Source organism: Bradyrhizobium cenepequi (assembly GCF_020329485.1).
GTDB lineage: Bacteria > Pseudomonadota > Alphaproteobacteria > Rhizobiales > Xanthobacteraceae > Bradyrhizobium > Bradyrhizobium cenepequi.
Genome location: NZ_JAGKJI010000017.1, coordinates 119017 through 145965 on the forward strand (window position 1 = coordinate 119017; position 26949 = coordinate 145965).

At 60.7% G+C, this 26949-nt stretch carries 22 protein-coding genes and 1 pseudogene; 6 read left to right on the forward strand and 17 right to left on the reverse strand.

Features of this window, described 5'->3' with window-relative positions; genetic code table 11:
• Positions 1-444 precede the first annotated feature (444 nt).
• Positions 445-702 (forward strand): hypothetical protein, encoded by a 258-nt coding sequence (locus J6497_RS19490; RefSeq protein WP_225705884.1) that lies wholly within the window; start codon positions 445-447, stop codon positions 700-702.
• Positions 703-731: 29 nt separating this feature from the next.
• Here J6497_RS19490 and J6497_RS19495 read toward each other — a convergent pair whose 3' ends face one another.
• A complete protein-coding gene (locus tag J6497_RS19495) occupies positions 732-1019 on the reverse strand; it encodes a hypothetical protein (protein WP_225705885.1) in 288 nt (95 codons plus the stop codon).
• A 395-nt stretch (positions 1020-1414) separates the two neighbouring features.
• Here J6497_RS19495 and J6497_RS19500 point away from each other — a divergent pair, with 395 nt between their 5' ends.
• The 3 genes from J6497_RS19500 (at position 1415) to J6497_RS19510 (ending at position 4598) form a co-directional block, all read left to right on the forward strand.
• Positions 1415-2878, forward strand: coding sequence for a catalase (locus tag J6497_RS19500; RefSeq protein ID WP_225705886.1), 1464 nt, complete (start codon positions 1415-1417; stop codon positions 2876-2878).
• Between the two features lie 120 nt (positions 2879-2998).
• Positions 2999-3742, forward strand: coding sequence for an MIP/aquaporin family protein (locus tag J6497_RS19505; RefSeq protein WP_225705887.1), 744 nt, complete (start codon positions 2999-3001; stop codon positions 3740-3742).
• Positions 3743-3884: 142 nt separating this feature from the next.
• On the forward strand, positions 3885-4598 hold the full coding sequence (locus J6497_RS19510; RefSeq protein WP_225705888.1) for a DUF1614 domain-containing protein: 714 nt from the start codon (positions 3885-3887) through the stop codon (positions 4596-4598).
• Between the two features lie 69 nt (positions 4599-4667).
• On the opposite strand, the gene J6497_RS19515 is transcribed toward J6497_RS19510, so the two are convergent.
• A complete protein-coding gene (locus tag J6497_RS19515) occupies positions 4668-5894 on the reverse strand; it encodes an ArsB/NhaD family transporter (protein ID WP_312010333.1) in 1227 nt (408 codons plus the stop codon).
• A 600-nt stretch (positions 5895-6494) separates the two neighbouring features.
• On the opposite strand from J6497_RS19515, the gene J6497_RS42020 reads away from it, so the two are divergent.
• Positions 6495-6635, forward strand: coding sequence for a hypothetical protein (locus J6497_RS42020; protein WP_512699961.1), 141 nt, complete (start codon positions 6495-6497; stop codon positions 6633-6635).
• Between the two features lie 125 nt (positions 6636-6760).
• Here J6497_RS42020 and J6497_RS41260 read toward each other — a convergent pair whose 3' ends face one another.
• From J6497_RS41260 to J6497_RS19580, 12 genes are all read right to left on the reverse strand, one after another.
• Positions 6761-6886, reverse strand: coding sequence for a hypothetical protein (locus J6497_RS41260; protein WP_283844569.1), 126 nt, complete (start codon positions 6884-6886; stop codon positions 6761-6763).
• Between the two features lie 51 nt (positions 6887-6937).
• Positions 6938-7546 (reverse strand): TorD/DmsD family molecular chaperone, encoded by a 609-nt coding sequence (locus J6497_RS19525; RefSeq protein ID WP_225705889.1) that lies wholly within the window; start codon positions 7544-7546, stop codon positions 6938-6940.
• Positions 7547-7595: 49 nt separating this feature from the next.
• Entirely contained in the window at positions 7596-8297 is a 702-nt protein-coding gene (locus J6497_RS19530; protein ID WP_225705890.1) for a DUF3306 domain-containing protein, read from the reverse strand.
• Entirely contained in the window at positions 8294-8818 is a 525-nt protein-coding gene (locus tag J6497_RS19535) for a DUF3305 domain-containing protein (RefSeq protein WP_225705891.1), read from the reverse strand. Before J6497_RS19535 ends, J6497_RS19530 begins: the two co-directional genes overlap by 4 nt.
• 96 nt (positions 8819-8914) lie before the next feature.
• Positions 8915-9454 carry a DUF6505 family protein gene (locus J6497_RS19540; protein WP_225705892.1) on the reverse strand — a complete coding sequence of 180 codons (540 nt, stop codon included), beginning with the start codon at positions 9452-9454 and terminating at the stop codon, positions 8915-8917.
• Positions 9451-11220: a 4Fe-4S binding protein gene (locus J6497_RS19545; RefSeq protein WP_225705893.1), complete on the reverse strand. Its 1770-nt coding sequence runs from the start codon at positions 11218-11220 to the stop codon at positions 9451-9453. The genes J6497_RS19540 and J6497_RS19545 overlap by 4 nt, the downstream gene beginning before the upstream one ends.
• A 42-nt stretch (positions 11221-11262) precedes the next feature.
• Entirely contained in the window at positions 11263-12276 is a 1014-nt protein-coding gene (locus J6497_RS19550) for a formate dehydrogenase subunit gamma (protein ID WP_225705894.1), read from the reverse strand.
• A gap of 56 nt (positions 12277-12332) precedes the next feature.
• A complete protein-coding gene (gene fdh3B, locus J6497_RS19555; protein WP_225705895.1) occupies positions 12333-12935 on the reverse strand; it encodes a formate dehydrogenase FDH3 subunit beta in 603 nt (200 codons plus the stop codon).
• A gap of 9 nt (positions 12936-12944) precedes the next feature.
• Positions 12945-15899, reverse strand: coding sequence for a formate dehydrogenase subunit alpha (locus J6497_RS19560; RefSeq protein WP_225705896.1), 2955 nt, complete (start codon positions 15897-15899; stop codon positions 12945-12947).
• A gap of 10 nt (positions 15900-15909) precedes the next feature.
• Entirely contained in the window at positions 15910-16116 is a 207-nt protein-coding gene (locus tag J6497_RS19565; protein ID WP_225705897.1) for a formate dehydrogenase, read from the reverse strand.
• A 190-nt stretch (positions 16117-16306) separates the two neighbouring features.
• Complete coding sequence (locus tag J6497_RS19570) at positions 16307-16702, reverse strand: ParB-like protein (RefSeq protein WP_225705898.1); 396 nt, start codon at positions 16700-16702, stop codon at positions 16307-16309.
• Positions 16703-17814: 1112 nt separating this feature from the next.
• On the reverse strand, positions 17815-18039 hold the full coding sequence (locus J6497_RS19580; protein ID WP_225705900.1) for a hypothetical protein: 225 nt from the start codon (positions 18037-18039) through the stop codon (positions 17815-17817).
• A gap of 1299 nt (positions 18040-19338) precedes the next feature.
• Between J6497_RS19580 and J6497_RS19585 the strand changes: the two genes are divergently transcribed.
• Positions 19339-25221: an AAA family ATPase gene (locus J6497_RS19585; RefSeq protein ID WP_225705901.1), complete on the forward strand. Its 5883-nt coding sequence runs from the start codon at positions 19339-19341 to the stop codon at positions 25219-25221.
• On the opposite strand, the gene J6497_RS42025 is transcribed toward J6497_RS19585, so the two are convergent.
• The 3 genes and pseudogenes from J6497_RS42025 to J6497_RS19600 all read right to left on the reverse strand — a co-directional run.
• Positions 25182-25457: a Gfo/Idh/MocA family protein gene (locus tag J6497_RS42025; protein WP_376708235.1), complete on the reverse strand. Its 276-nt coding sequence runs from the start codon at positions 25455-25457 to the stop codon at positions 25182-25184. The two genes, J6497_RS19585 and J6497_RS42025, sit on opposite strands and share 40 nt — an antisense overlap.
• A gap of 185 nt (positions 25458-25642) precedes the next feature.
• Entirely contained in the window at positions 25643-26644 is a 1002-nt protein-coding gene (locus J6497_RS19595) for an ABC transporter ATP-binding protein (RefSeq protein ID WP_312010334.1), read from the reverse strand.
• A 91-nt stretch (positions 26645-26735) separates the two neighbouring features.
• Positions 26736-26949 (reverse strand): annotated as a pseudogene (locus J6497_RS19600) (ABC transporter substrate-binding protein); the annotation flags it as partial.

The following is a 26949-nucleotide window of genomic DNA, read 5'->3' on the forward strand; positions in this document are numbered from 1 at the left end:
GAGCCGTGCGCGAGCAAGGATTTGACCAATAAGAATCGCCATGCGCATATAGTGACGAGTGGGAATGTCGGCGAATTTTGCGGCGGCGCCGTAGATATCTCGTCGGACGTTAGTCCGGGGACTTTCATTCCGTTGGACATAAATCCCAATGCGAACGGCTGATCCCTTTATCATCGCTCATGTTGTCGGCTGCGTTGTTCATGGTTGTCTCCTTTGTTGCGGACAATGTTTTAGCTAAGCGACAGCAGCACCTCACCGCTAAAATTTGCAGTGCTGGTTCGGGTCCGTTCGACCACAGACGGCTGTCTTGATTTGCGCCGCGCGTGCCGTGGACTTAAGCGGACCGGACGAAGCGGACCGGGCTCGAGCGGCCGGCGCGGGACGTTTTGCAAGATGACGATCCGCACATCTTCATGGGATAAGCCCACCTGAAGAAGGGCTCCAATGGCCCGCCACGCACCATTGCGCCTCATCGCAGGTGGGCGTGATGGCCAGGTCAACCGCTCGGTTGATCAAGCCGACACGGGCGCGGCCCGAGCGACCGGCGCCTTCAGCAACGATATCCAAGAGCTCTCGTGCGACAGCCGGACAAGGTTGTTGGGTGCGGCAGCGCGCCAGCACCTGTTGGTCGCGATCGCTGAAGTGGCGAAAAATACTCACGCCGATGACGATGATTGCGCCGAGGGTGTGATTTGTCCGTGAGTGCAGATTCGACAAGACCGTTTGCATGACTAAGGGATGCGGTCTCGCTTCGGACTGGCCGCCGATATCCTCTTCGGTCCCGGTTTGGGCGCAGCAACGACGGCGCGGGCCGGCTCTCGCAAAAACGGCGTCACGTTGCCCCGCGATGCGACGACTTCCGAATCCGGGCTTGGTCCAGCCTGGATCAGGCCATCCGGGCGCACGGAGACCTCGGAAAACGGAGCGGCGGCCGCACGCTCAAGCAAGTCCCGGAGTTTCGGATGCAGGCCCTCGTTGCGCGAGGCCGCGAGAATGTTGAACTGATGAAAGAAGGTCATAAGGGTCCCGTGCCATTGCCGAATTGATCGTTTGTGACGCGCGCAGCTCATTAGCGTTGGGGAAGAGATAGCGCTTCGGTCGAAGCCGACGATTAAATACGGGTTTATTCTACGGTTCGATTTGCACGAATTCGCGTATTTCGCAGAATGACGTCACTGATCGGACTGAAGCGAAGCTGAGCGGCGATCGCATGCACGATAATTGAGGCAAGGCCTGCACAATCGCGGCAATTCGAACCAAAGCTATGGCCAAGCGGATGGCCTACATTTTTCACGCCCGGGTTCTCTCGAACGGTTGTCAGGTGACGCCAGAACAGACGACGTTGCGAAACAGTGACACCGCTGCAGGCGCCGTATTGCCCGGATCTCGATCACTCGTGAACAGGAATGACTTCATGGCCAAACGCCCCATCCTCACTACTGACAGCGGCATGCCGGTTTCCGACAATCAGAACAGCATCACGGCGGGTCCGCGTGGCCCGGTGCTGATGCAGGACTTCCTTCTGTTCGAGAAGCTTGCCCACCAGAACCGCGAGCGCATTCCCGAACGCGGCCAGCACGCCAAGGGCTCGGGCGCCTATGGTACGCTGACCATCACCGACGACATCACGAAATACACCAAGGCCAAGGTGCTGCAGAAAGGTAAAAAGACCGAAGCTTTCATCCGTTTTTCGACGGTGGCGGGCGAGCGCGGTGCCGCCGATGCCGAGCGCGACGTCCGCGGCTTCGCGCTGCGCTTCTATACGGAGGAAGGCAACTGGGACATGGTCGGCAACAATACGCCGGTCTTCTTCGTGCGCGACGCGCTGAAGTTTCCTGACTTCATCCACACCCAGAAACGGCACCCGAGATCAAACATGCGGTCGCCGACCGCGATGTGGGATTTCTGGTCGCTGTCGCCGGAGAGCCTGCATCAGGTCACCATCCTGATGTCGGAGCGAGGCCTGCCGCAGAGCTATCGCAATGTCGATGGTTTCGGCTCGCACACCTATTCGTTTATCAACGCCAAAAATGAGCGTCACTGGGTCAAGTTTCACTTCAAGACCATGCAGGGCATCAAGAACTGGACCAATGCAGAAGCCGCCGAGAGGGTCGCGCAGGACCGCGAGACCCACCAGCGTGATCTCTTCGAGTCGATCGAGAGGGGCGACTTTCCGAAATGGAAATTCTCCGTGCAGGTCATGCCGGAGAGCGATGTCGGCAAGCACTGGTACAACCCCTTCGACCTTACCAAAGTATGGCCGCACAAGGATTACCCGCTGATGGAGCTCGGCGTGCTCGAGCTCAACCGCAATCCGGAGAACTATTTCGCCGAAGTCGAGCAGGCCACGCTGTCGCCCGCCAATATCGTGCCCGGCATCAGCCATTCGCCCGACAAGATGCTGCAGGCGCGTATCTTCTCCTACGCGGACGCGCACCGTTATCGCATCGGCATCAATGCGGATCAGCTTCCCGTCAACAAGCCGCGCTGCCCCGTGCACACCTATAACGTCGATGGCGCCATGCGGCTCGTAAGCAACCCGAATCCCGATGCCTATTACGAGCCGAATTCGTTCAGCGGCCCCGTGCAGGACGAGCGCTTCGGCGAGCCGCCGCTTCCGATCTCGGGCGCGGCCGACCGCTACAATCACCGCGACGGCAATGACGACTATCGGCAGCCCGGCGACCTGTTCCGGCTGATGAGCGTCGACCAGAAGCAGCAGCTGTTCCAGAACTACAAGGCGGCGATGCAAGGCGTGCCGGTCGAGATCGTCAAGCGGCAGATCGCCCACTGTTACAGGGCCGATCCCGAATACGGCGCCGGCATCGCGAAGGCAATCGGCATCGATTTCGCGCCGCAAATAGTCGCCGCGGAGTAACGCCGCCCGCTTCGCAGGCCTGGCGGTCCCTCCTCCCGTGCCGCCGGTTCCTCGAATCAACGCGGTTCTTGGCGTGAAGCTGATCGCGCCGAGCAGCCAATCACATCTCTGGAGAGAACAATGTCCGACCGGATTGCACCAAAACTCCTCGCCGAGCTCATCGGCACTTTCTCATTCGTGTTCATCGGGGCCGGTGCCGCGGCCGTGGTCGGCGGCGGAGCCGGCCTCAACGGTATCACCGCGGTTGCCTTCGCTCACGGCCTGGCCATCATGGCCCTTGCTTTCGCCTACGGCCCAGTGTCGGGCGGGCATTTTAACCCCGCCGTCACCGTCGGCGTGCTCGCCGCCGGCGCAATGAGGATTGGCGAGGCATTTGGCTACATCATCGGCCAGCTCATTGGCGGTGTCGCCGGCGCGCTCATGCTGCGGACCGTTCTGGGCGGCACCGCCACAGGCCTCGGCATGCCGGCTCTCGCGCATAACCTGGCTTTGGGCGCCACGACCCTGACGATCACCCCGGAGGCCGGCTTCATGATCGAGGCCTTGCTCGCCTTTTTTCTGGTCACGGTCGTCCTCAGCACCGCGGTTGCAGGCCGCGCCGGCAGCCTCGCGCCGCTGGCGATCGGCATGACGTTGACCTTCAACATCATCATGGGCGGCGCCCTCACCGGAGCTCCCTTCAACCCGGCGCGGGCGCTGGGCCCGATGGTCGCAACCGGCGATTTCAGCGATGCCTGGCTGTATCTGACGGCCCCGATCGCCGGCGCCATCGTCGCTGCCATTCTGCACGCCGGCCTCGCCAGGCTCGCCCTAGAGCGGATGGCGACGGACCACCGCGCGGCCGCGGCCACGCCCGCCGAATGAGATCGGCAACAAACGGACCGCCAAGACGGCCATATCATTCGGGAGTCGAGCCGCGCGCGCACTCCTACGGGATGATCCTTGTGATCGTGTGAACGATCTCCCAACTAATGAGCGGCCAGTCAAGCCAAGCAGGGCACCGATCTTGGATAGTCAGTTTCACTATTTGCCACTGACACCGGGATCGTTCTCGATCCTGGTCTTCCTGGCTGTGGTGCTGGTCATCCTGATCCAGCTGCGGATCCTCGGATATGCCTATATGCGACTGGGAGTGGGTCCGGGAGCTGCATTCCTGCTCCTGTTCGGCTCATTGATCGGCAGCTATATCAACGTTCCGATCACGGAGTTGACCGGCCCACCGGTCAGGTCCGGAGAGATCGTGGACTTTTTCGGTATGCGCTATGTCGTGCCGGTTGTGGTTTCGCGCGGCACGATCCTGGCCGTGAATGTCGGCGGCGCCGTGATCCCGACATTGATGTCCGCCTATCTGCTCATTCGATATGACCTCTGGGTCAGGGCGGCGATCGCCACGGCAGCAATCGCCGCCATTATCCATTGGATGGCCACGCCGGTACCCGGAATAGGAATCGCCGTTCCGGTGTTTGTGCCTGTCGTCAGCACGGCGATGCTTGCCCTCCTGCTCTCCCGCGAATATGCCGCACCGCTGGCCTATATCGGCGGATCAATGGGAACGCTGATTGGCGCAGATCTTCTCAATCTGGACAAGATCGGGAGCCTCGGCGCGCCCATCGCTTCGATCGGCGGCGCAGGGACGTTTGACGGAATCTTCTTGACAGGCATTCTCGCAGTACTGCTCGCCACCATCGCTTCGCGGTCGCAGTTGCGGCGCGCTTCATAGAGAAGGACGGCGTCGGCTCTGGGCACAAGTGGACTTGCCGCCTGTCGGCTTGAGGGCGACCGAACTGCCTCAGAGCCACAAGAGCCCAAAAGCAATAGTCAGGACCGTGAGTGGCGCCCCCACCTTGAAATAGGCCCAAAAACTTAATTCCACCCCTCGCGCCTTCGCGCGCTGGGCGACAATGAGATTGGCAACAGAACCGACCAGGGTAAAATTTCCAGCCAGCGTCGCCGCCATGGCGACCACAAGCCAAGCGCGTTGCGGATCCTGTAAATTCGGAACGAATGGCTTGAGGAGAAGCACGGCCGGAACGTTGCTAACGAGATTGGACAGCAGGGCCGTAACGCCGGCCAGGATTGTCGGGTTGTCGAGGTGCTGGCGGGCGATCGCAGCGCTGACATCGGCCGTGATCACCGCTTTCTCGAGCCCACCAGTGACGACAAACAACCCGACAAACATCACAAGAAGTGGCCAGTCGATCTCGATATAAACCTTTTCAGGTCTCACGCGCCGCGTGAGCAGCAGAAAACCACCACCCATAATAGCCACCTTGGCAACTGGTTGGCCGAAGAAAAAAAGCACGACCATGACCGCCAGAACAACAATGGACTTCGCCAACAGCGGTCCATGATAGCGGGCTGGTACGTCGGTTGGGTCAAATTGATCGCGCGTAAAAAAATCGCTCCGATAGGATAATGCGATGAAAACGTAGGTGATCATGAGCCCGATGACTGCGACCGGCACAAGCGCCACAGCAAAATCGCCGTAAGGGATACGGGAGAGGCTTCCAATCATGATGTTTTGAGGATTTCCAGTGATGGTCGCGACACTCCCGACGTTAGACGCGGTAGCGATCGCCAAGACGTAGGGAATAGGATTTCGCTTTAGCCGTGTCACGAGTTCGAGCACGAGCGGGGTCATCACCAAGCAGATCGTGTCGTTGACTAGAAACGCTGAGAGAACCCCGGAGGAAAAAACTACCATTCCAAGAAACGTTATCGGCCGCCTAACGTGGCCTGCGATCCAGTGGGTGATAGCACGAAAAAATCCTGAGAGCCGGAGATTGGCGACGACGATCATCATGCCAAGCAGCAGCACAATCGTGTTGAAGTCGACCGCTTGATAAGCTTCCTCCAGCGACAGTACGCCGGTGGCGACCATCAAACTGCCGCCAAGCAGGGCCGCCCCAGCCCGGTCAATCCGGTATACGGGTATTTTGCCGACGGCCACGACGACGTAGGTTGCAAGAAAGATCAACCACGCAGCAGCAATCGTTGTTTCAGGCATCCAGTCCATTCTGCCCATCAAGCCTTCGCCCCTCGCCAAAGACAAGATGCAAGCCATGTCTCGAATGGGTCATCGCGACCGATCCAGCCGGTCCTGCCTGCCATTTGATGTCCGCTTTGACCTGATCGTTGCGCGCACGCGAAATGACGCGAAGGGCCAGAACCTGAGATATCTCCTTCGATCCCACGCATGGAGCCTGGGGAGCGCGGCCATAGGCTGTTTTATCCGACTGCAGCGCGGGCGATTGGCCTGGCACTTGGCCGGTTCGGTCCCAGTCCTGAGCGCGTTCGCGGAAGCTGCGTGATTACCGGCCGGGGGCACGTCGGCCTATCTCGTTATGCTCGGCCGGACGATGATCCTGGCATTCGCCGCCCTTAACTCCCGTGAGATGCCACATTCCGGCTCTTGCGAGATCTCGATCGACGGCCGTCGCGATGCTCACAAGACAACGCCGATTGGGGGATAAGTCACACTGACCATCGATAGTTTCGGTCCGCGCAAGCTCAAGAATACGTGCAGTCGTCCCGCTGCGGCAATGGACACAGCCCTTGATCCCTATCAGGCTCTGAAGCCCTTGTTCAGCAGCCGTTCGTCGATCCAAAGCGGGTAATCGTTGTCGGTTTCTCTCAAGGCGGCTGGCTCAGCCTTTCGTCCGTCGAGCGCGGTTCGATGGAAAACGTCGCGCAGAACAAGTTTGTTGCTGCGGCGGCGTTTTATCCTGTCTGCCGGGCGGTAAAGCGACTCCTATGACGGTCCCTAACTCTCATTATGTCCGGTGAGAGCGATGATTGGACCCTTGCCGATTCCTGTCGCAAGCTGGCCGACCGGGAGGGCGAACTCGGATACCGGTAAGTTCATCCATACGGCCAGCGACGTCAAATTCGTGTGCTAGGTTCTGCAAATGCCACCGACACTGGTTCCTGCACGAAGCTGTCGAGGACGACCGCAGCCCCGGCGATAATGACACCGGCGACAAGGCAAGCGGCAATGAATGCGCGCATTGCATTTCTCCTGTCTGCTCCAATTCCTCAATACGCGGGTATCCGCAAGCCCTAAGCTAAGAGGGCATAGCCCTCGCTTTCAATGCCCATGAAGGTTCGCCCGAGCATGCCCACGCAAGCAAAGAAATGAGCCGATTTTGCGTGTTCGAGGTCGGCAAAAAAGCGTTTCGCCCATGGCGCGAGGTAGGCTTCGAAGAACTCGCGATCGGCACCAGGCTGAGCGGCGACCTCCCCTGTGATCAGACCCGCCATGATCTCGCAAAGAATTGAAACGTGATCTTCGGGTTCGGACAGCACGGTCGGTTCGATGCGGAGGCCCTGAAGGGTTTCACGCAGGCTGGCGAGCGGACGGCCGTACAGCGAGCCAGTTAGATAATGGGACGCATACGGCAGCAGCTGGCCCTGACCGAGCCCGATAAACAAATCGAAATATTCCCGTGCGGCGCTTTGCTCGCTCGAGCGGCTGGCGGCCTTCCCCAGCAAAGCATGAGCTCGTCCGAGCGCCGTCGTGTCGCCCATCAGCAGCGCGAGTTGCCCGATCAGTCGGGCATCGGGACTACAAGAAAGCAGGGCCGCGAGCAGCGCGTATTCCCGCGCCCGCGCATGGTCGATCTCGTCGACCACGGATTCGAGCAACATGGGTGAGGTCAGGTCTTGCATCCGCTTAGTTCTCACTTTCGCATGTAGCGCAGCCGCACGTTGCCTCAAATCAGACTTTGAATCGCGGCAAGGCACTTCCGTGTGAACGCTGGTTTGGCATACCATCATTTGCTTCGACAGCGCGATCTCTACTGACTGTGATGCCTTCTGTGTCGCCGCCAACAACTAATCCTCCAAGATCGGGGCCGGCTGCCGGCGCGGCGTCCAACCTCCGCTCCGCGCTCCGATCAAGATCGTCGGGCTCGCGATTCGGCACGGGCGACTGCCCTTGCTCGCGAGGCGCTGGCAATGCCGCCAATGTTTCCTCCGCGAGCCTCTCGCCGTTGCCGAGTGCCTGCTGCAGAGGACCTGGCAGATTGTCGCTCGCCCGCAGCGGACCGAATCCCGGCATGGCATCCGGATCATTGAAATCCCACTGGTTCTCCGCGATCCCAATGAAATCGCGGATCGCCGGATCGCTCGCCCAGGCCCGGCGCAGCGCCAGTCGCGTCAGCTCGGCGGGTACGCTGCTGTGCAGAAATGCGCGGATATCGGTCTCAGCCGCAATTGATTCGATCGATGGCAGGCTTGCCAGATCAAACGCCTCGTCAATCGCCGCGTCGTCTCTATGCTGGCTGGGGTACAGTCCCACCTCCGGCATAACGGCCGTCGCATGCTGCGGTGCTTCCGCAACGGATTCGGTCTTGCGTGCCGACGCGACCTCGCGCTTTAGCCGCACCCAGCGTGAAACGAAATTCTCGGGCACGGTCATTTCTCGCCGCCCTGTCCGGCGCGGCGAAGCCTGTGGTCCGGTTTTGCGATCGAGGCTTCGGCCGATTCCCGCCGGCGTCTTACGAAGGGTCGCTCGACATGATGACTGGCGACAAACTGATCTACGACTTCAGCGATGTCGCGTGGCATGGGCACGGTGTCGACCAAGTTACTGCCGGAATCCGTGAAAGCCTCGCCCTCCGCCGGATCTGCCGTCACGGCGAGAAGCTCATAAGGCGGGTCCGACGCGGTGGCACGCAAAACCACCCACAGCTTGGGCGCGGCGGAGGTCAGGTTGTCGCGGTAATAGCTTGTCTCGGTCCGGTGCAATTCGATTGTGGCTTGACCGGCATAAAACAGGGCGGTTTCCGCGCGCGTATCGAGCGCGGTCCAGGGCACCGCCGAGGCTTTTCCAGCGAACACGGAGACCGGCCGCCACAAAAACTGCGCCCACACGCTTTTTGCCCTGCGCCGCTCGACGACGACGCCTGCCGGTAGCTTTGCGAGTGCGGTTGATCTCAATTTACGGCCTCCTCACAACGATCGGCAAGCGGGCCACGAGGTTCTGCAGCTTCAGCACCAAGTGCCCGGCCGGAGAGCCGGAAATCTGCTTCTCGCTCAAATGCTCTCTCCTTTCGCGGGCTCCGCAAGGTCGAGATGCTCTTCCGCCTCTGTTCCATCTTCTCCGATCACCTCCACGAAGTTGAAGGGACGCGACGGTGACTGCGTGCCGGGAAGCAGCGAGCGGTACGCTTCCCGGATCGATCCGCTTTCGAATGTCCGCGTGACGGCGACGATGACACCGGCAGCCGAATGGCAAAGCGAGGCCGCGAAGGCGATTTCCTCCTCCGCGGCGGCATGCGCCGATGCGAGGTTCGGCGCGCCAAATCGTGCTACAAGCTGCGCGGCGAGAAGCTCGACCGCGGCCGCACGGTCTTGCTCCGTCGCATCGACGATCTGAACCAGCGTCGAACGGCCGAGCGAACTCAGTCCCAAAAATCCGGCGCGGAACGAGGCCCGGGCTCGGCCCTGCAGTGCGGGAATGTTTAGGTTCAGGAAAACGAACGCGCCCGAGACTGCCCACTCCCCCGGTGCCGCCGCGCGTTCAAACACGAAGGCATCGGAAGCATCGAGCTGAATGGTCCGCAGCAATTTCACGGGCGTGGGCCTCGACTGGAATCGGTGCGCTCCTGCAGATAATCATCGGTGGTGCGAACCGATCGATCCGGCGCAGAGTAAGGATCGAAGTTTTCTTGCGAAACGGCGGCGACGCGGCAATCGTCGCACATCTTGATAAGCTCCAGGCGTTGCGACGCATCCGGATACATCCAGTGCCTGCCCTCAAGCTTGGCCAGCACGCGCTCGATCGTGCTCTTCACCCCGAACGGCTTGTTGCATTGGATGCAGCAGAAAGGCTCTTCCTCTTTCAGGACGCGCGCCGGCGCGCTGCCCGAGCGAAAATCGATCTGGGGAACGAGGCTGATGACGCGTTCGGGACAGGTCGCCTGGCATAGGCCGCATTGCACGCAGGCGTCTTCAACAAAACGCAGCTTCGGTCGTTCCGAGTCGTCGCGCAGCGCGCCGGTCGGGCAGGCTGAGACGCAAGCCAGGCAAAGCGTGCAGTTGTCGGCATCGACCACGACCGCACCGAACGCCGCGCCCTTCGGAAGGGCGATCACATCGAGCGGATCGGGAACCGAGCGATAGAGCTCGCCGAGCGCGAAGCGCAGCACATCGCGCTTGCCGCCGATGGTCCGAAAACTTGCCGGCCGCGGCGTCGGCGGCAGCAACGCAACTTCGCGCAACATGCGGCCGAGCACGTCGGGATCGTCGGTCTCGACGGTGGCGACCCGCGCGCCGTCGAACCCAAGCCCCGCCAGAATGGGCTCCGCCAGCGCGATGGTCTGCCGCAACCCGGAGATATCGTGCCGCGGCCGATCGCGCAGCAGAAAGCGCATGGACGACACACCATAGGCAAACGCGGCCGCGATGCTCTCCAGTCCAACCTGCGTGACTTCATTGACGCTGAACGGCAACACATGCGATGGCAAGCCCTCGCCAAACTGGGCCAGTGCATCGAGCAAAGGCGCGCCGTGCGCCTCATCATGCACCAGAACGACCGGATGGGCTCCGCCGGCCTCGCGATACGCAAGCAACACCGCGCGCAGCTTTCGTAGCAGCGCATCCGCCGGTGGCAGCGCATACGACGCCGCTCCGGTAGGACAGGCCGCCGCGCATTGTCCGCAGCCGGCACAGATGTTCGGATCGATCAGGACGCGGTCTCCCGCCGGTGTGATGGCGCCCGCCGGGCAAAGATCGAGGCAGCGCGTACAGCCGACGATCCGGGAACGCGAGTGCGCGCAAAGTGACGGCTCGAAGGCGATATACCGGGGCTTTTCGAAAGTGCCGGTGAGATCGCGCGCCTTGCTGACCGCCTCCAGCATGGCAGACCGGTTACCGGGATCGACGCGCAGATAGCCGTCGCGCAGGTCGGCCGCGGCAAACAGCGATGATCCGCCGGAAAGATCGAGAATGATGTCGCAACGCGACTGTGCGCCATTGCGCGAAGGCCCGAACATCAACGTGCCAGGCGACGACGACACCAGCTCTTCGAAATCGTCAACGGTGACCTCGAACGCGCCGAGATGGCCCCTGGCGGTTCCGATCTTCCCCTTCGCGACCGGGAAAGCGGTCGCCGCGGGAACGGCGATGACGGTGGGCGGCGTAATCAACACGGTAACGTCGAGGCGATCTTCGAGCAGACGTCCGGCGTCGATCGCCGCCTCATTCCGACCGTAGACGAGAATAACACCTGAGCTCTCGACGGAAATGACAGGCAAATCCGGCATCGGTACGGCGGCGGCCGCCTGCAGCGCCGCCATCTTCGGCTCGGCGTCACTGATCAGCTGGGGCGTATCTCGCATTTCCTCGATTGCCTTTCCAATCGCACGAAAGAAAGCCGATATTCATTCCGCCGGCGTTGCCGAGGACTGTCCGCGTTCGTGCAACGGTTGCTTGGCAAGCTGTTTTGCGAGCCAAAGGTCGTGGTGCTCCCTCGCCCAGTTGAGGTCGACCTCGCCGGTGCCCATAGCCTCGAACGCACCCTCCATGCCGAGCGTGCCGATATAGATGTGGGCGAGGATCAGGGCGACGAACAGGATGGCCACGACGGCATGCACGCCTTGGGCGACCTGCATTTCGGCGATGTTGGTTCCGTAGAAAGGAAACAACAGCAGAAAGCCTGACACCGTGACTGCCGCACCGGCCGCCAGCGAAAGCCAGAACACAAGCTTCTCTCCGAGATTGAAGCGCCCGGCGGGCGCATGTTTCGACGTAATGAAGCCCCCGCCCTGTTTGAGCCAGTCTATGTCCACCCTTTGCGGAAAATTGTCGCGGAAAAATATTGCCGCGATCAGGATAAGGCCGGCCACGAAGGCGAAGCTGGTGAAGTTGTGCACGTACTTCGCAGCCTGCGAGAGATCCCCGAAAGCGTAGGGGCCGATCAGCGGCATCAGCACGATCTTGCCAAAGGTGACATTGAGTCCGGTGAGGCCGAGAACAACAAAGGACACTGCCGTCAACCAGTGCGAAAAACGCTCGAGGGCCTTGAAGCGCAGCACCTTTTGTCCCGACCGGCCGGCCGAAATCCGTATCCTTCCGATGATGAGATAGGCCGCGCCCAGGACGACGATGGTGCCGAGAATGACGATCGCGCCACCCCAGTGCAACAGCACCTCGTGGAAGCAGTCCCAGGTCCGTCCCATCGGCTGGATCAGCACTCTGGCCTTCACATCGGGAATAGTGATCTGCCCTTCGACATGCGGCACCTGATTTAACAGGGCACGCTCGCCGATCACGCTTGCGCTCGGGTCGGGCGCGCCATCCGGGGCAAACTTCTCAGCGAAGGCGGGAACCATTGCCGTCATGATCAAGAGCATTGCCGCGACCGCGATCGAGCGAATACCTGCTGAGAGCGCCATGGCGATTATCCTTCTCGGATTTGCGAATACGCTGTTCTTGATGACCCAACGTGCACTCAGACCTCGATGTCCTCGTGATAGGCGGTCAACCAGCCCCAGGCGCCGGAACCGTAGCCGCGCCTCAGAACCCGTTCCTTGTAGATCTGCGCGATGACGTCACCATCGCCCGCCAGCAGCGATTTGGTCGAACACATCTCAGCGCATAATGGCAGCTTGCCCTCGCCGAACCGGTCCGAGCCGTATTTGGCGTACTCTGCGGCGCTGCCGGGCGCCTCGTTGCCGCCGCCTCCGGCGCAATAGGTGCACTTGTCCATTTTGCCGCGCGAACCGAAATTGCCGACTTTCGGATATTGCGGCGCGCCGAATGGACAGGCGTAGAAGCAATAACCGCAACCGATGCAGATATCCTTGTCATGGAGCACGATGCCGTCGTCGGTCGGATAAATACATGACACAGGGCAAACCGAAGCGCAGGGAGCATCGGTGCAATGCATGCACGCCATCGAAACCGAACGCTCACCAGGCTTGCCGTCGTTGATGGTGACGACTCGCCTGCGGTTGATGCCCCAGGGAACCTCGTTCTCGTTTTTGCATGCCGTAACGCAGGCGTTGCAGTCGATGCATCGCTCTGCATCGCAAAGAAATTTCATGCGCGCCATGATCTGCTCCTACGCCGCCCTGATCTGACAAAGGGTCGCCTTTGGCTCCTGCATCCCAGTCGCGGGATCGTAACCGTAGGTCGTGAGTGTGTTGACGCTTTCGCCCAGCACGATTGGGTCATTGCCCCTAGGATATTTGGCGCGCAAATCAGCACCTTCGTAATAGCCGGCAAAGGAATACGGCATCCAGGCGACACCCTTGCCGACCCTCTCCGTCACGAGAGCTTTCATGCGGGTCCTCGAGTTGCTCTCAGGTCCGCTCACCCAGACCCAGCCGCCATCCTTGATCCCGCGGGCTCCCGCATCCTCGGGATTGATTTCGACGTACATATTCTGAACCAGCTCGGCGAGCCATTTGTTGGAGCGCGTCTCTTCGCCGCCCCCCTCATATTCGACTATCCGGCCCGAGGTGAGGATCAGCGGGTACTGCTTGACGATGCCGCGGTCGACTGCCGTCTTCTGCACGGTGAAGCCGATATTGGGCATCCGGAACTGCCTGCCATCCGGGTAGGCCGGATAGTCCGCGACCAGATCCGTACGGGGAGTGAAGACGGGCTCGCGATGCACGGGGACCGGATCAGGCAAATTCCAGGCGATCATGCGCGCCTTGCCATTGCCGCAAGGCGAGCAACCATGCTCGATCGCGACACGCTGAATTCCGCCGGAAAGATCGGTCGACCATGACACCGTATCGGGATTGGCAGGGTTCACCTGCTGAATGATATCCATTTCCTGCGGCGTAAGGTCCTTGTCCCAGCCGAGTCTCTTCAGCACGGCCAAGGTGAATTCGGGATATCCATCCTTGATTTCAGACCCGACTGAATAAGATCCATCGGCCAGCAGATTGTCATGCTCTTCCTTTTCGACCAGCTGACCGTTTTCCATCACCTTGCGTTTGACGACGCGTTCAATACCGAACCTGGCGCGGAACGTGCCGCCGCCTTCCTTGACTGGCAGATGGGTGTTGTAAAGGATCGCTGTACCCGGATGCTTGAACTCCGGCGTTCCCCAGCACGGCCACGGCAAACCGTAATACTCGCCACCTACTTCAGGATCGTCCTTTGGCGCGCGCAGGGTCACCACATCGAATTTTGCCTGGTTCCTCATGTGAGCCTTGAGCCGTTCGGGCGATTGTCCGCAATAACCGGTCGACCAACCGCCACGGTTGATCTCGCGCAGAATGTCCTCTGCCGATACCGAGCCGTTCTCGACCTTGATATTCTTGAACATCCGATCGGCGAAGCCCAGCTTGCGGGCGAGCATGTACATCGTGTCGTAGTCGTTCTTGGATTCGAACACCGGATCAACGATCTTCTCGCCCCACTGCAGCGAGCGGTTCGAGGCGGTCCGCGATCCATCCATCTCGAAGCTGGTGCAGGCCGGCAAGAGATAAATGCCGTTCTTGCGTTCCGAGAGCACTGACCAGGCGGTCGGATAGGGATCGCACACCACCAGCAGTTCGAGCTTTTCGATCCCTCGCTTGGCTTCCGGCATCCGCGTAATGGTGTTGACGCCATGTCCCATGACGAACATCGCCTGCACGTCGTTGGGCTGTGAGACCTGGTCCTTCGGCAATAAAGTCGCATCGAACCAGCGCGTGCTTGTAATTCCCGGACTTTCCATCAGCGCCTTGGTCGCGAAGCGCGACGCGATCCAGTCGTAGTCCACCTCCCATACGCGGCACCAATGCTGCCAGGCATCCTCCGCGAGGCCGTAATAAAGCGGCAACGTCGTTACATCGAGGCCAAGATCGGTGGCGCCCTGCACATTGGTATGGCCACGGAAAATGTTGGCGCCGCCTCCGGGACCGCCGACATTGCCCGTCGCCAGCAGCAGCAGGCAACTGGCGCGGACGTTCGCGGTGCCAAATGAGTACTGCGTCTGCCCCATCGCCCAGATCAGCGTCGAAGGCTTCTGCTTGGCGAAAATTTCGGCGACGTGCTTGACCTGCGCTTCAGGCAGACCTGTGACGCGTTCGACCTCCTGGGGATTCCATTTCGCCACCTGCTCGCGGACCTCGTCGATGCCGTAAACCCGCTGGCGAAGAAACTCCTTGTCCTCCCAGCCGTTCTGGAGAATGTGCCAAAGCATTCCATAGATTGTCGGGATGTGAGTGCCGGGGCGCACGCGGACATACTCGGTGGCGTGCGCGGCCGTTCGGGTCATGCGCGGATCGATGACGATCATGTTGGCCCGGTTCAGCTCCTTGCCTTCAAGAATATGCTGGAGCGAAACAGGATGCGCCTCCGCTGGATTGCCGCCCATGATCACAATGGTCTTGGCATTGCGGATATCGTTGTAGCTGTTGGTCATCGCGCCATAGCCCCAGGTATTGGCTACGCCGGTGACCGTGGTGGAATGGCAGATCCGCGCCTGATGGTCGGAATTGTTGGTGCCCCAGAAAGCCGCCAGCTTGCGGTAGAGATAGGCGGCTTCGTTGGTGAATTTTGCCGACCCAAGCCAGTATACCGAGTCCGGTCCGGATTTCTGGCGGATCTCGAGCAACTTATCGCTGATCTCGTCGATGGCCTTTTCCCACGTGACGCGTGTCCATTGCCCATCCACGAGCTTTACCGGGTAACGCAGGCGGCGGTCGTTCATCGCGTCATCGCGAACCGCGGCGCCCTTGCAGCAGTGCGATCCACGATTGATCGGGCTATCGTAGTCCGGCTCCTGTCCGATCCACACGCCGTTCGCTACTTTCGCGATAACAGAACAGCCGACCGAGCAGTGGGTGCAGATATTCTTGCGGGTCGCAACCGCCGCACCAACGGCTGGCGGCGGGCCGGCCTGCGCATTGCGCACGCCACCGAGCGGCAAATCGCCGAGCACCGCGAGCGCACCGACGGTCAAGCCTGAGCGGTTGAGGAAGCTGCGGCGATCGATGCCGATGCCGGATGGAGCCGCCGGTGCGACGGCTGATTGGTGTTGGTTTGCGCTGCGTTCCGATTTCCTGAAAAGCACGGACGCCTCCCTATCGCGTCGGATAACTGTTGACGCGGTAGAAATCTTGAACCTCGATCGAGTTCGGCTGATAACGCGACTTGCGCTTGCTAGGGCCAGCAAACGGCTCGGCCGCGACGGCCTCGGTGGCCAGCGTCCCTGACGTGGCCGCGGCGGTTGCGATCGCGAAGCGCAGCAGATCGCGCCGATGAACACTCAACTGGAAACCTACCTGCATTCAGGATCCTCCGAAGCGACCAATCTACTCGTTCGTCGCAATCTTGCTTGCCACAGCTTGCTAAGTCTGTGGTGTTCTTGCGCACTTTGGCGGGAATGCGATCAGGATCATTACAATCCCATTGTTTTTCCGCGATGCCGAATGAAATCCCTAATGGCCGGATCACTCGCCCGGCGGGGCGTGGCTCAATTCAATTCGGCACGTTGGAGTTCGGAATATCCTTGTAGTCGCGACGACGACCCTTGTCGTCAAACGGATGCATCCACCTGCGATTGTCGAGAATCTTCCAAAAAGTATTCGGGTCGACCATGCTAAGTTTGGCGACAACCGCAACCAACACATCTTTGACGCCCTCCTCGTGAAGTGCGCGCGTCAAATGACGATGATCAATAATATAAAGGCGATCACTGGCTCCCAGAATGACTGGAATCATGTGTTTGCCGAGAAACTCCGCAGCTTTCTTGTCCTTCTTCTCGCGCCAGCCCTTCCGCTTTCCCTCGACCTCGCGCATGCCTACGGTAATCTGGGTTGGGCGCAGATCGGTGATACCTACCGGCTTAGGAACGGGTTCGCGCACCGTCACCATTGGATGCTCCTGCATATGCCGTCACTTGTGTATAGCTGGGGACTAACGGCACGTCCGCTGGCTGGTCGAATACCCCGATCATTGAGCCAGTTGGCAATCTCGCTGGGTCGATCGCGACCAGATTCCGCAGCGCCGCGAAATGCGATGGGCCGCAACCGGACGCACGCGCCCGCAGGAAATTTGAATGCTCAGCAGCGTGGGGCCGTTCAAAGAATTCGGGCTGGTGGCAATCGCTCCCAGCCCGAACTATTCACAGGCTTCCCACATAACAGTGCCAGGGGCGCACGGTTATCGATCCGGGTTCGTTGCCGTTCAGCCCGATGCGGCGCCGACTGATCAATTAAACGACGCCGGTTCGCACGGGGGTCTGGTATAGGGGGCCGACGCAAATGCGCCGACGTCCGGAGCGCGGACGCAGTCACGCCCATCAAGGGCGCCACGCGGGGCGCTGACATCGGTTCCCTTGGCGACGTACCGATACTCCCGAGCTATCACGGGCGTGGTCAGCATGGCTGCGGCGATCAGCCCAGCCGACAGAACTTTAAATCTGGTCATTCAGTTTCTCCATTGGATACAGATGCCAAAACATTCTGGCGTCTGCTTTGGAGATGAGTGGAACGACCGGCGGTTTAAATGAAATATTTGTTCATGGTCGTTCACCGCTGCGCGAGGTCAGAGGAGGAAACGATCACAAATTCCGGCCCGCGATCGTCACGCGCCGTTGCGCGTGAGCGCGCCATCGGCCGCTAAAATTTTATTCACAATCCGAAGAGAGTTATTCAACGACTTGTGCAACGCGGCCGATGGCCGACATCAGCGTCATCGGCCGATTCGGAGTTCACCAGTGGATCGGCGGGTAAAAAACGCCTGAGGCTCCGAATATATTCTCGAGCCTGATTGGCTGCGCTTGGGCCAGGTGGACGAATTGAAGCGGCCGCTTATAGCGCTCCATGTTGGCGTAGGCGGCTCGGCGGCCGATTGACAGAAGGCAGACTTTGCGAGACTGCTTGGGTTTGCATTCGCGACCGGGTCGAGCCAGTAGCAAGTCGGCCATGTCCGCCATGCCGCGGAAGGCGGAAGACAATTCAGAGCATGACCGGGCGGTCTCGTTCTTATAACGCCGTGCCGCCGCCAAACTTGGACGGATCGTTGTAGCTCGGGGTGTCGTCGTAGTGGAACGGCGGCTGTGACGGAACGGCGTAGTGAAAACCTTGGACATGTCGCGGTTTAGAGCGATGCACCGTCGCGGCGTTGGCGGAAGCACACAAGGTGAGCAATAGGCCTGTGCCGATCGGGACGGCGTACGGCGTAGCTACAGCCTTCCTCACTCTCTGCATTTAGATTTCTCCATAGGTCGATAGCGTCCCCGATCGGCTGTGCGCGGGCGATTGGCCCCAGCGACCGGGGGGAGCCGCTGGGACCGTACTAGCAGTGCCTGCCTGATGGAGAGCGGCACGATCCTGATGTAGATTCGCAATCCGTCGGTCCCATTAAATTTTCTGTTAGATTCCCGGAGTGGCTTGCCATAGGCAGGCAAGAACCGCCGTTGTGAGCGCTGGCGGCTCCCTTCTGAGACAGTGGGGAGCCTAAATTCCTGCTGGCCGCCGGCCCCACGTTCTGCGGGTATTCAATCGGCATTTTTTGGACATACTCCCATCGCGGACAGTCGAAGACCCGCACCAGTGACCTCCAGGGTTATGTTCGATCCTGGTTAGCATCATACGGCCCTGACACTTGGGGCAGAGGCGGCTTGATCGGAATTTGCTGCAAGGCCGCCAATCGAGGCGGCCTCAGCGCGGCTCCATACTGGCCTCCATCCCGAACACTTCGTACGCCCTCCCCGACATCGCTGCCGTTTCGTCGTGACGGTCAAACCAAGGTTTATCGCAGACGACCAGAAGGTGTTATGCCGCAGAACGCAAGTGTGGTGGAAGAATCCGCCCAAATCGAGCATGTTTCTGTTTCACGCGGAAGGCGCTGCGCTGAGCCAGGCCTCCGACTAGCGAGGCGCAAAGTTTTGAATCGTGCAGACGGAGTCGATTTCCGTCAGCGTCTCAGAGGCCTGTTTGGAACGCTGTAGTAAATTCGGACGAGCATCCCACACGGCAGGTTTATCATGCACAATCACGATTTGGTTTCCGATGGATTCCTCACGCTGACAGTGGCCAGCCTTGTGCTGCTGGGCTCGAGCTTGCTGGCTTTCGCGTTCAGCTGAGCTGACAATTTCGTTGTCGCCTCGCAACCGATTGCCGACGGGCTCGATTTTGCATCCCCGTGAATGTACCTGTGTGTACCGAAAACCTTATTCGAGTTAATGACTTGATGGAATCGTCTAAGCTGGCGGTATGATCGGGCTGTTCTCTGGCCCGCTTCATCGAAAACGTGCGGAGCCTTTCGGCTGATGCGATCGTGCTGCGGCAGGATCAGGTGAACGTACGGCTGACCGGCCTGCGCATTCTTCCTCGAGATTGCATCTTAGCTTTGTGAAGGCCAACCCGGTCCTCTTCATCTCTAGCCATAATAGAGCACGGATCTGTGATAGGATCGCTTTTTTGGCGTCTGTTTTTGGATTGACGGGCCAGAGCAAACGTAACCTAATCAAGGTACTAAAGCAGTCCTCCTGGCAGGAGGCCCTCGTGAAGCAGCTCTCGAGCTACGCATTGTCGCCGCTGAGGGAGGGAGACATCGCTCTCTACCGGGGTTCCGGCAACGGCTTGGCGCCGATCCTGCTTGTTGTCGTGAAAGAAACCGCGCTCGGTTGCGTCGAGCGGCTCGAACACGAATATGCGCTGAAAGCCGAACTTGACGCTGACTGGGCAACGCGACCAGTCGCGCTGACGCGCTACAATGACCGCATGACGCTGGTCCTTGAGGATCCCGGCGGTGCGCCGGTCGATCGACTGCTTGGCCGACCACTGGACGTATCGCATTTCCTGCGCATCGCGATCCCTCTCGCGGGGGCGCTCCGCCGAGTGCATGAGCGAGGCCTTATCCATAAGGACATCAAGCCGGCAAATATCCTGGTGGACGCGGCAAGCGGCGGCGTATGGCTGACCGGGTTCGGCATTGCCTCGCGTCTGCCGCGCGAGCATCAAGCCCCCGCGCCGCCGGAGGTGATCGCCGGCACGCTCGCCTACATGGCGCCGGAACAAACCGGCAGGATGAATCGTTCGGTGGACTCCCGTAGCGACCTCTATGCTCTGGGTGTCACCTTTTATGAAATGTTGACGGGCCATCTCCCCTTCACCGCCGCCGACCCGATGGAGTGGGTGCACTGCCATATCGCGCGGCAACCAGTGCCACTCAACGAGCAGGGCGCGTGCGTCCCAGCTCTGCTCTCGGCAATCGTGATGAAGCTTCTCGCCAAGACCGCCGAGGAACGCTACCAGACAGCCGCTGGCGTAGAGGCCGACCTGCGGCGCGGCTTGGCGGAATGGGAATCGCACGGTCGTATCGACCCGTTCCCGCTCGGCGCTCACGACGCATCGAACCGGCTGCTAATCCCGGAGAGGCTCTACGGCCGGGAGCGCGAGATCGAGATTCTGCTCACTTCCTTCGACCGGGTCGTGGCGAACGGCACCTTGGAATTCGTGCTCGTGTCCGGCTATTCCGGCATTGGCAAATCCTCGGTGGTGAACGAGCTGCACAAGGCGATCGTCGCCCCGCGTGGCCTGTTCGCATCGGGCAAGTTCGATCAGTACAAGCGCGACATCCCCTACGCGACCCTGGGCCAAGCATTCCAGAGCCTTGTTCGCTCGCTGCTCACCCAGAGCGAGGAGGAGCTTGGCCGGTGGCGGAAATCCTTAATCGAGGCGCTGGGTCCGAATGGTCAGATCATCGTCAACCTCGTTCCCGAGCTGGAACTCGTGATTGGGCAACAGCCGCCGGTCGCGGATGTGCCGCCGCAGGACGCGCAGAACCGCTTCCAGATGGTGTTGCGGCGATTCCTCGGGGTGTTCGCGCGCAAGGAGCACCCGCTCGCGCTGTTCCTCGATGATTTGCAATGGCTGGATGCTGCAACGCTCGAACTCCTCGAGCATCTGGTTACGCACTCGGAAGTGCGGCACCTGCTGCTGGTCGGCGCCTACCGGGACAACGAGGTCGGCCCCGCGCACCCGCTTCTGCGGACTCTGGAGGCGATCCGCGCAGCCGACGCAAGGGTGCATGAGATTGTGCTGGCGCCCCTCGAGCGCGACGATGTTGGCCGGCTCATCGCCGACGCGCTCCACTGCGAGCCGGAGCGCGCGCGGCCATTGGCAGAGCTAGTCCAGGAGAGGACGGGCGGCAATCCGTTCTTCGCAATCCAGTTCTTGATCGCGTTGGCCGACGAGGAACTGCTCGCATTCGATCCAGCCGCTTCAGCGTGGCAATGGAACATCGATCGCATCCGCGCCAAGAGCTACACCGATAACGTGGTGGATCTTATGGCCGGGAAGCTAAGACGATTTTCTTCCAACACCCAGGAAACCCTGAAACAGCTCGCCTGCCTGGGCAATGCCGCCCCGATCGTCACTCTGGCCTTGGTTCACGGGACAACCGAGGAGGCTACCCACGCGGCACTCTGGGAGGCCGTTCACGCTGGGCTCGTCTTTCGCGAGGACAGCGCCTACAAATTCCTGCACGATCGGATCCAGCAGGCGGCGTATTCACTCATTCCCGAAGCCGAGCGCGCCGACATTCACCTGCGCATCGGCCGTGTGCTGCTCGCGAATATGGCGTGGGACGATCCCGCCGAGCATCTGTTCGATGTCGCGAACCAGCTCAATCGGGGCACCGCGCTGCTGGTCGAGCGGGACGAGAAGGCGCAGGTGGCCGCGCTCGATCTGCGCGCCGGGCGAAAGGCCAAGGCATCGGCGGCCTATGCGTCGGCTTGCGCATATTTAGAGGCCGGCATGGCCCTGCTCGACGATCGAGACTGGGGCAACCAGTACGGGTTGACGTTCGGCGTATGGCTCGAACGCGCGGAGTGCGAGCTTCTGAGCGGCAACTTCGAAGCCGCCGAGCAGTTGATTATGGAGTTGCTGCAGCGCGGCGCGTCGAAAGTCGACCAAGCGGCCGTCTACCATCTGAAGGTCCAGTTACACCTCCTGAACTCGGAACACCTGCAGGCTGTGACCACCGCGCTCACCTGCCTGCGCCTGTTCGGCATTGACCTGCCGGCACACCCGACCTGGGAACAGGTCCAGGCCGAATACGAGACGGTCTGGCGCAAGCTTGGGGCGCGCCCGATCGAGCAATTGATCGATCTGCCGCTTGCAAACGATCCGGAACTGCGGGCCGCGATGGATATGCTCTCGGTCCTGATCACGCCCGCCTACTTTACCGATTTCCGCTTTTATTGCTTGCTCGTGTGCCGCATGGTGAACCTCAGCATGCAGTACGGGACGAGCGGCGCTTCGGCGCATGCCTATGGCCGGCTTGGGACGATCCTCGGTCCGGCGTTTCACCATTATCCGGAGGGTTATCGTTTCGCACAGCTCGCGTGCGACGTGGTCGAGAAGCATCGCTTCATCGCTTACCAGGCAAAAGTATACCACGCGATGGGATGGGTTGCCCTGTGGACGCAGCCGATCACGATGGCGATCGATTCCAATCAGGCGGCTTTTCGCGCCGCAAACGAGGCAGGCGATCTGGCCTACGCCAGCTTAAGCATATTCCAATGCTTCACAGGCCTTCTTCTCCGCAATGATCCGCTCGACGCGGTGTGGCGCGAGTCGGAGAAGAGCCTGGATTTCGCCCGCAAAGCCAAGTTCAGCCGCGCCGCCGACCTTATCGTGAGCCAGCAACGCTTCATCGCCACGATGCTGGGCCGGACCACGACCTTCTCCACCTTCAGTGACGCGCAGTTCGACGAGGCGACGTTCGAGGCGCACCTGACAGGAGAACGGATGAGCTTGATGATCGCCTGGTACTGGATCCTGAAGCTCAAGGCGCGATTTCTGGCAGGCGAGTACGCCGAGGCACTCGCGGCAGTCGATAAGGCAAAGACAGTCCTTTGGGCTTCGCCAGCCCATATTCAGCTGCTCGACTATTTTTATTACGCTGCGCTGACGGTGGCAGCGCTATATGAGAAGGGCTCTGTCGACGAGCAGCGCGCGTGGCGCGAGCTTCTGACGGCGCACCAAGAGCAACTGCGCGAGTGGGCCGACAACTATCCACCGACGTTTGCGGACAAGCACGCCCTGGTGGCGGCCGAGATCGCACGGCTCGAAGGGCGGGATGCCGATGCCATGCGTCTGTACGAACACGCCATTCAATTGGCCCGTGACCATAGCTTCGTGCAGAACGAGGGCTTGGCCCACGAGCTAGCCGCCCGTTTCTATGCGGCTCGCGGAATTGACACGACCGGGCATCTTCATCTGCGCAACGCCCGGGACTGCTACCTCCGCTGGGGTGCCGACGGCAAGGTGAGGCAGCTCGATCAGCTTTATCCGCGTTTGGCCGCTCCGGAAGGGCACCGCCCCACAGCGACCATTGGCTCCCCGGCCCAGCAGCTCGATATAGCGAGCGTCGTCAAAGCCTCTCAGGCCGTGGCCAGCGAGATCGTGTTACCCAGGCTAATCGAGCGGCTGATGACGATCGCGCTCGAGAACGCGGGCGCCGATCGGGGCCTTCTGCTACTGCAGGTGGAGGACGACTATTTGATTCAGGCGGAGGCCCGGGCCACAGGCAATCAGGTCGACGTCGTATTGTACCGCAAGCCAATCACCGGGATTATCTGTGCCGAAGCCCTCCTCCGCTACGTCATCCGTACGCGCGAGAGCGTGATTGTCGATGATGCCTCCAGGCCGAACCTCTTCTCCGAGGACGACTATCTGCGCGACCGACAAATCAAGTCGATCCTCTGCCTTCCGTTGATCAAACAAGGACGGTTGATCGGAGTGCTCTATCTCGAGAACAGCCTGGCATCGCACGTGTTCACGTCCGCCCGGATCTCGGTGCTCGAACTGCTGGCATCCCAAGCGGCGATCTCGCTGGAGAACGCCCGTCTGTACAACGATCTCCAGGAACGGGAGGCAGCTCTGCAGCAGAGCGAAGATCGCCTTCGATTGGTGATCGACACAATCCCCACGCTGGTCTGGCGCGCCGAACCGCAAGGAATCCCCGATTTCCTTAATCAACCAGCCCTCGACTATACTGGCCTCTCATTGGACCAGGCCGAAACTGGTTGGCCCCGCGCTTTTCATCCTGACGACAAGAAGGGCATGTTGCAGAAGTGGAGCGCAATACAGGAGTCCGGTGTGCGAGGCGGGCTTGAAGCTCGGCTCCGGCGCTTCGATGGCAAATATCGCTGGTTTTTGTTCGAAGCCGAGCCGATGCACGACGAGGCGGGCAACATTGTCAAATGGTATGGGTCGGCTACCGATATAGAGGACCGCAAGCGGACCGAGGCGGCACTTCGCGAGAGCGAGCAGCGCTTTCGCGACTATGCCGAAACGGCCTCCGATTGGTTCTGGGAGACCGGGCCGGACCACCGGGTGACCCGCGTCTCGGAGCACCTCAATGCCGTTGGCATCGAGCCCTCGCGCCTGACTGGTGTGGCTCGCTGGGATATCGCTACTGATGTCGAATCGGCACCCGAAAAATGGCGACTGCACCGAGCGATGCTCGACGCCCATCGGCCGTTTCGCGATTTCGTGTATAGCACCATAAGCCTGAGTGGATCTCCGACATACGTCCGGTTGAGCGGTAAGCCGTTGTTTGACGAAAAAGGAAATTTTATCGGCTATCGGGGCACTGGCACCGATATTACTGCGACGATACGCGCGGATCACGCTGAACAGGCAGTGCGCAAGGCGCAGGCGGAACTCGCGCATGTAACGCGTGTCACAACGCTCGGCGAATTGACGGCCTCCATCGCCCATGAAGTGAACCAGCCGCTCGCCGCCCTCATCGCCAATGCCGAGGCCTGTCTGCGCTGGCTTGACCGCGACACTCCCAACTTGGCCGCAGCACGCCGCTCGGTGGAATGGGTCATCGACGATGGCAACCGCGCCAGCGAGGTGGTCCGCCGTGTCCGGGCGCTCGCGAAAAAGACTGACATTGAGAAGGTGCCGCTCGACATCAACACCGTCGTCAGGGAGGTCATCGCGCTGGTGCAGCGCGAGTTAAGCAGCCACCAGGTATCGTTGCGAACGGTGTTGGCACCAGCTCTACCCATGACTCTTGGTGATCGGGTCCAGCTGCAGCAGGTGATCATCAACCTGGTGATGAATGGTGTTGAAGCAATGCAGACGGTCACGGACCGGTCCCGCGAACTGGTAATCCGATCAGGCGAGGCCGAGACTCACCAAGTGTTCCTAAGTGTAACGGATTGCGGCATCGGGATCTCGGCCGAGAACGCGAACCGAGTGTTCAACGCCTTCTTCACCACCAAGTCCAGCGGCCTTGGCATGGGGCTCTCGATCTGCCGTGCGATCGTGGAAGCCCATGGGGGCCGGCTCTGGGTCACGGCAAACGTACCCCACGGTGCCACGTTTCAGTTCATCTTGCCGGTGAACGCAGACAATGTGTCGTGAGGTTGCGCCCGAAAGCCGTCCAAATGAAACTCGGCTTCGACGTGCATAATTGTCCCGAAAGATCCGTCGACCACCAACTTTCGCAGTTCTTCCATCGCGGGCTCGAATCGTCGTTCATGCCCGACGCCGAGGCGGACGCCCGCAGCGCGACACGCATCCATCGACCTCCGAACCTCGTCCACGGAAAGCCCGACCGGCTTCTCGCAAAACACGTGCTTGCCCGGGCGTGCCACCATTTCGATCTGTCGGGCGTGCTCCGCATGCGGCGTGGAGGATCACCAAGTCGATAGAACGATCCGCGAGTACACCAGCGAAGTCTGCCGACATCTTTCCTGATCCAGTGAAGTGAAATCGTGACGCCCGACGTCGCCAGGAGCCCGCCATAGCCCTGCTCGATATGCCGTCGACGTAGAGTGCGGTATCAGTCGAACGACGCCGGTCCCGCGTCACGATAGGCCCAGCAGGCTTCGCGCGGCAGACAGATCGGCGTCTCGACGCCGACGGTATGGCGTGCTGCCGTGCCGAGCTCGAGCGCCTCGAGCTTGTTGCCGAACAAATCGATTTCGTAGACCGTCTGCGTACCCTGGTAGCGGCGATCGACCACGCGGGCCGCGAACGAATTGCCGTTCTCCTGTCTGCCGATGCAGACATTCTCCGGCCGCAGCGCGATCCGCACCTTGTCGCCGGGGCTGAGCCGGTGCAGCAGCGATGCTTCGGCACGGCGGCCCTTGCCGAAATCGATCAGGCCAAACTTGCCGTTGGCCTCGATCAAGGTCCCGGCGATCTCGTTGGTGGCGCCGGTGAAATTGGCGACGAATAGATCCGCCGGACGGTTGTAGATTTCGTCGGGGCTGCCGATCTGCAACAACTTGCCGTCCCGCATCACACCGATGCGGTCGCCGAGCACGACCGCCTCCGCCTGGTCGTGGGTGACATAGAGCGCGGTCATGCCGGTCTTCTTGAGGATGGCGCGAAGATCGTCGCGCAGCCGCAGCCGCAACTTGGCATCGAGATTCGACAGCGGCTCGTCGAGCAGCAGGAGCTGCGGGTGATAGACGATGCTGCGCGCCAGCGCCACGCGCTGCATCTGGCCGCCGGACAGCGCCACCACCGGCCGGTCGGCATATTCCCACAGGCCGACCAGCTTCAGCACCTCCTCGACCTTGCGGTTGGCTTCGCTGCGCGCCACCTTGCGGTGCCGGAGCGGATAGATCACGTTCTGCCGCACCGTCATATGCGGCCATACCGCATAGGATTGGAACACCATGCCGAGGTTGCGCGAACGCGGCGGCACCAGAATGCCGCGCTCCGGCGACGAGACGACCTTGCCGGCGATCGAGATCTCGCCGCCGGTCGGATGCTCCAATCCGGCGACGCAGCGCAACGTCGTGGTCTTGCCGCAGCCGGAGGGGCCGAGCAGCACCACGATCTCGCCGGCCGGCCAATCGCAAACTGTTTGCGCAGGTTAGTGACTTCGAGCGTCGCCGTCATGTCTACACCAATTCAACCAACGATCACTGACGGTAGCCATAGATCTTGTCCCAATCGGCAACCCAGTCGGCATGCAGCTTCACATACTGGTCGAAGTTCGGATACCAGGGCTTTACGATCTTGGGATCGTAGCCTTCGGGATAGGCTGGACTCTCCTTCAGCGAGGTCAGGTTGCCCTGCTCCTTGATCATGAAGCTCTGACCCTCCTTCGACAGGCACCAGTTCAGATAAAGCTTT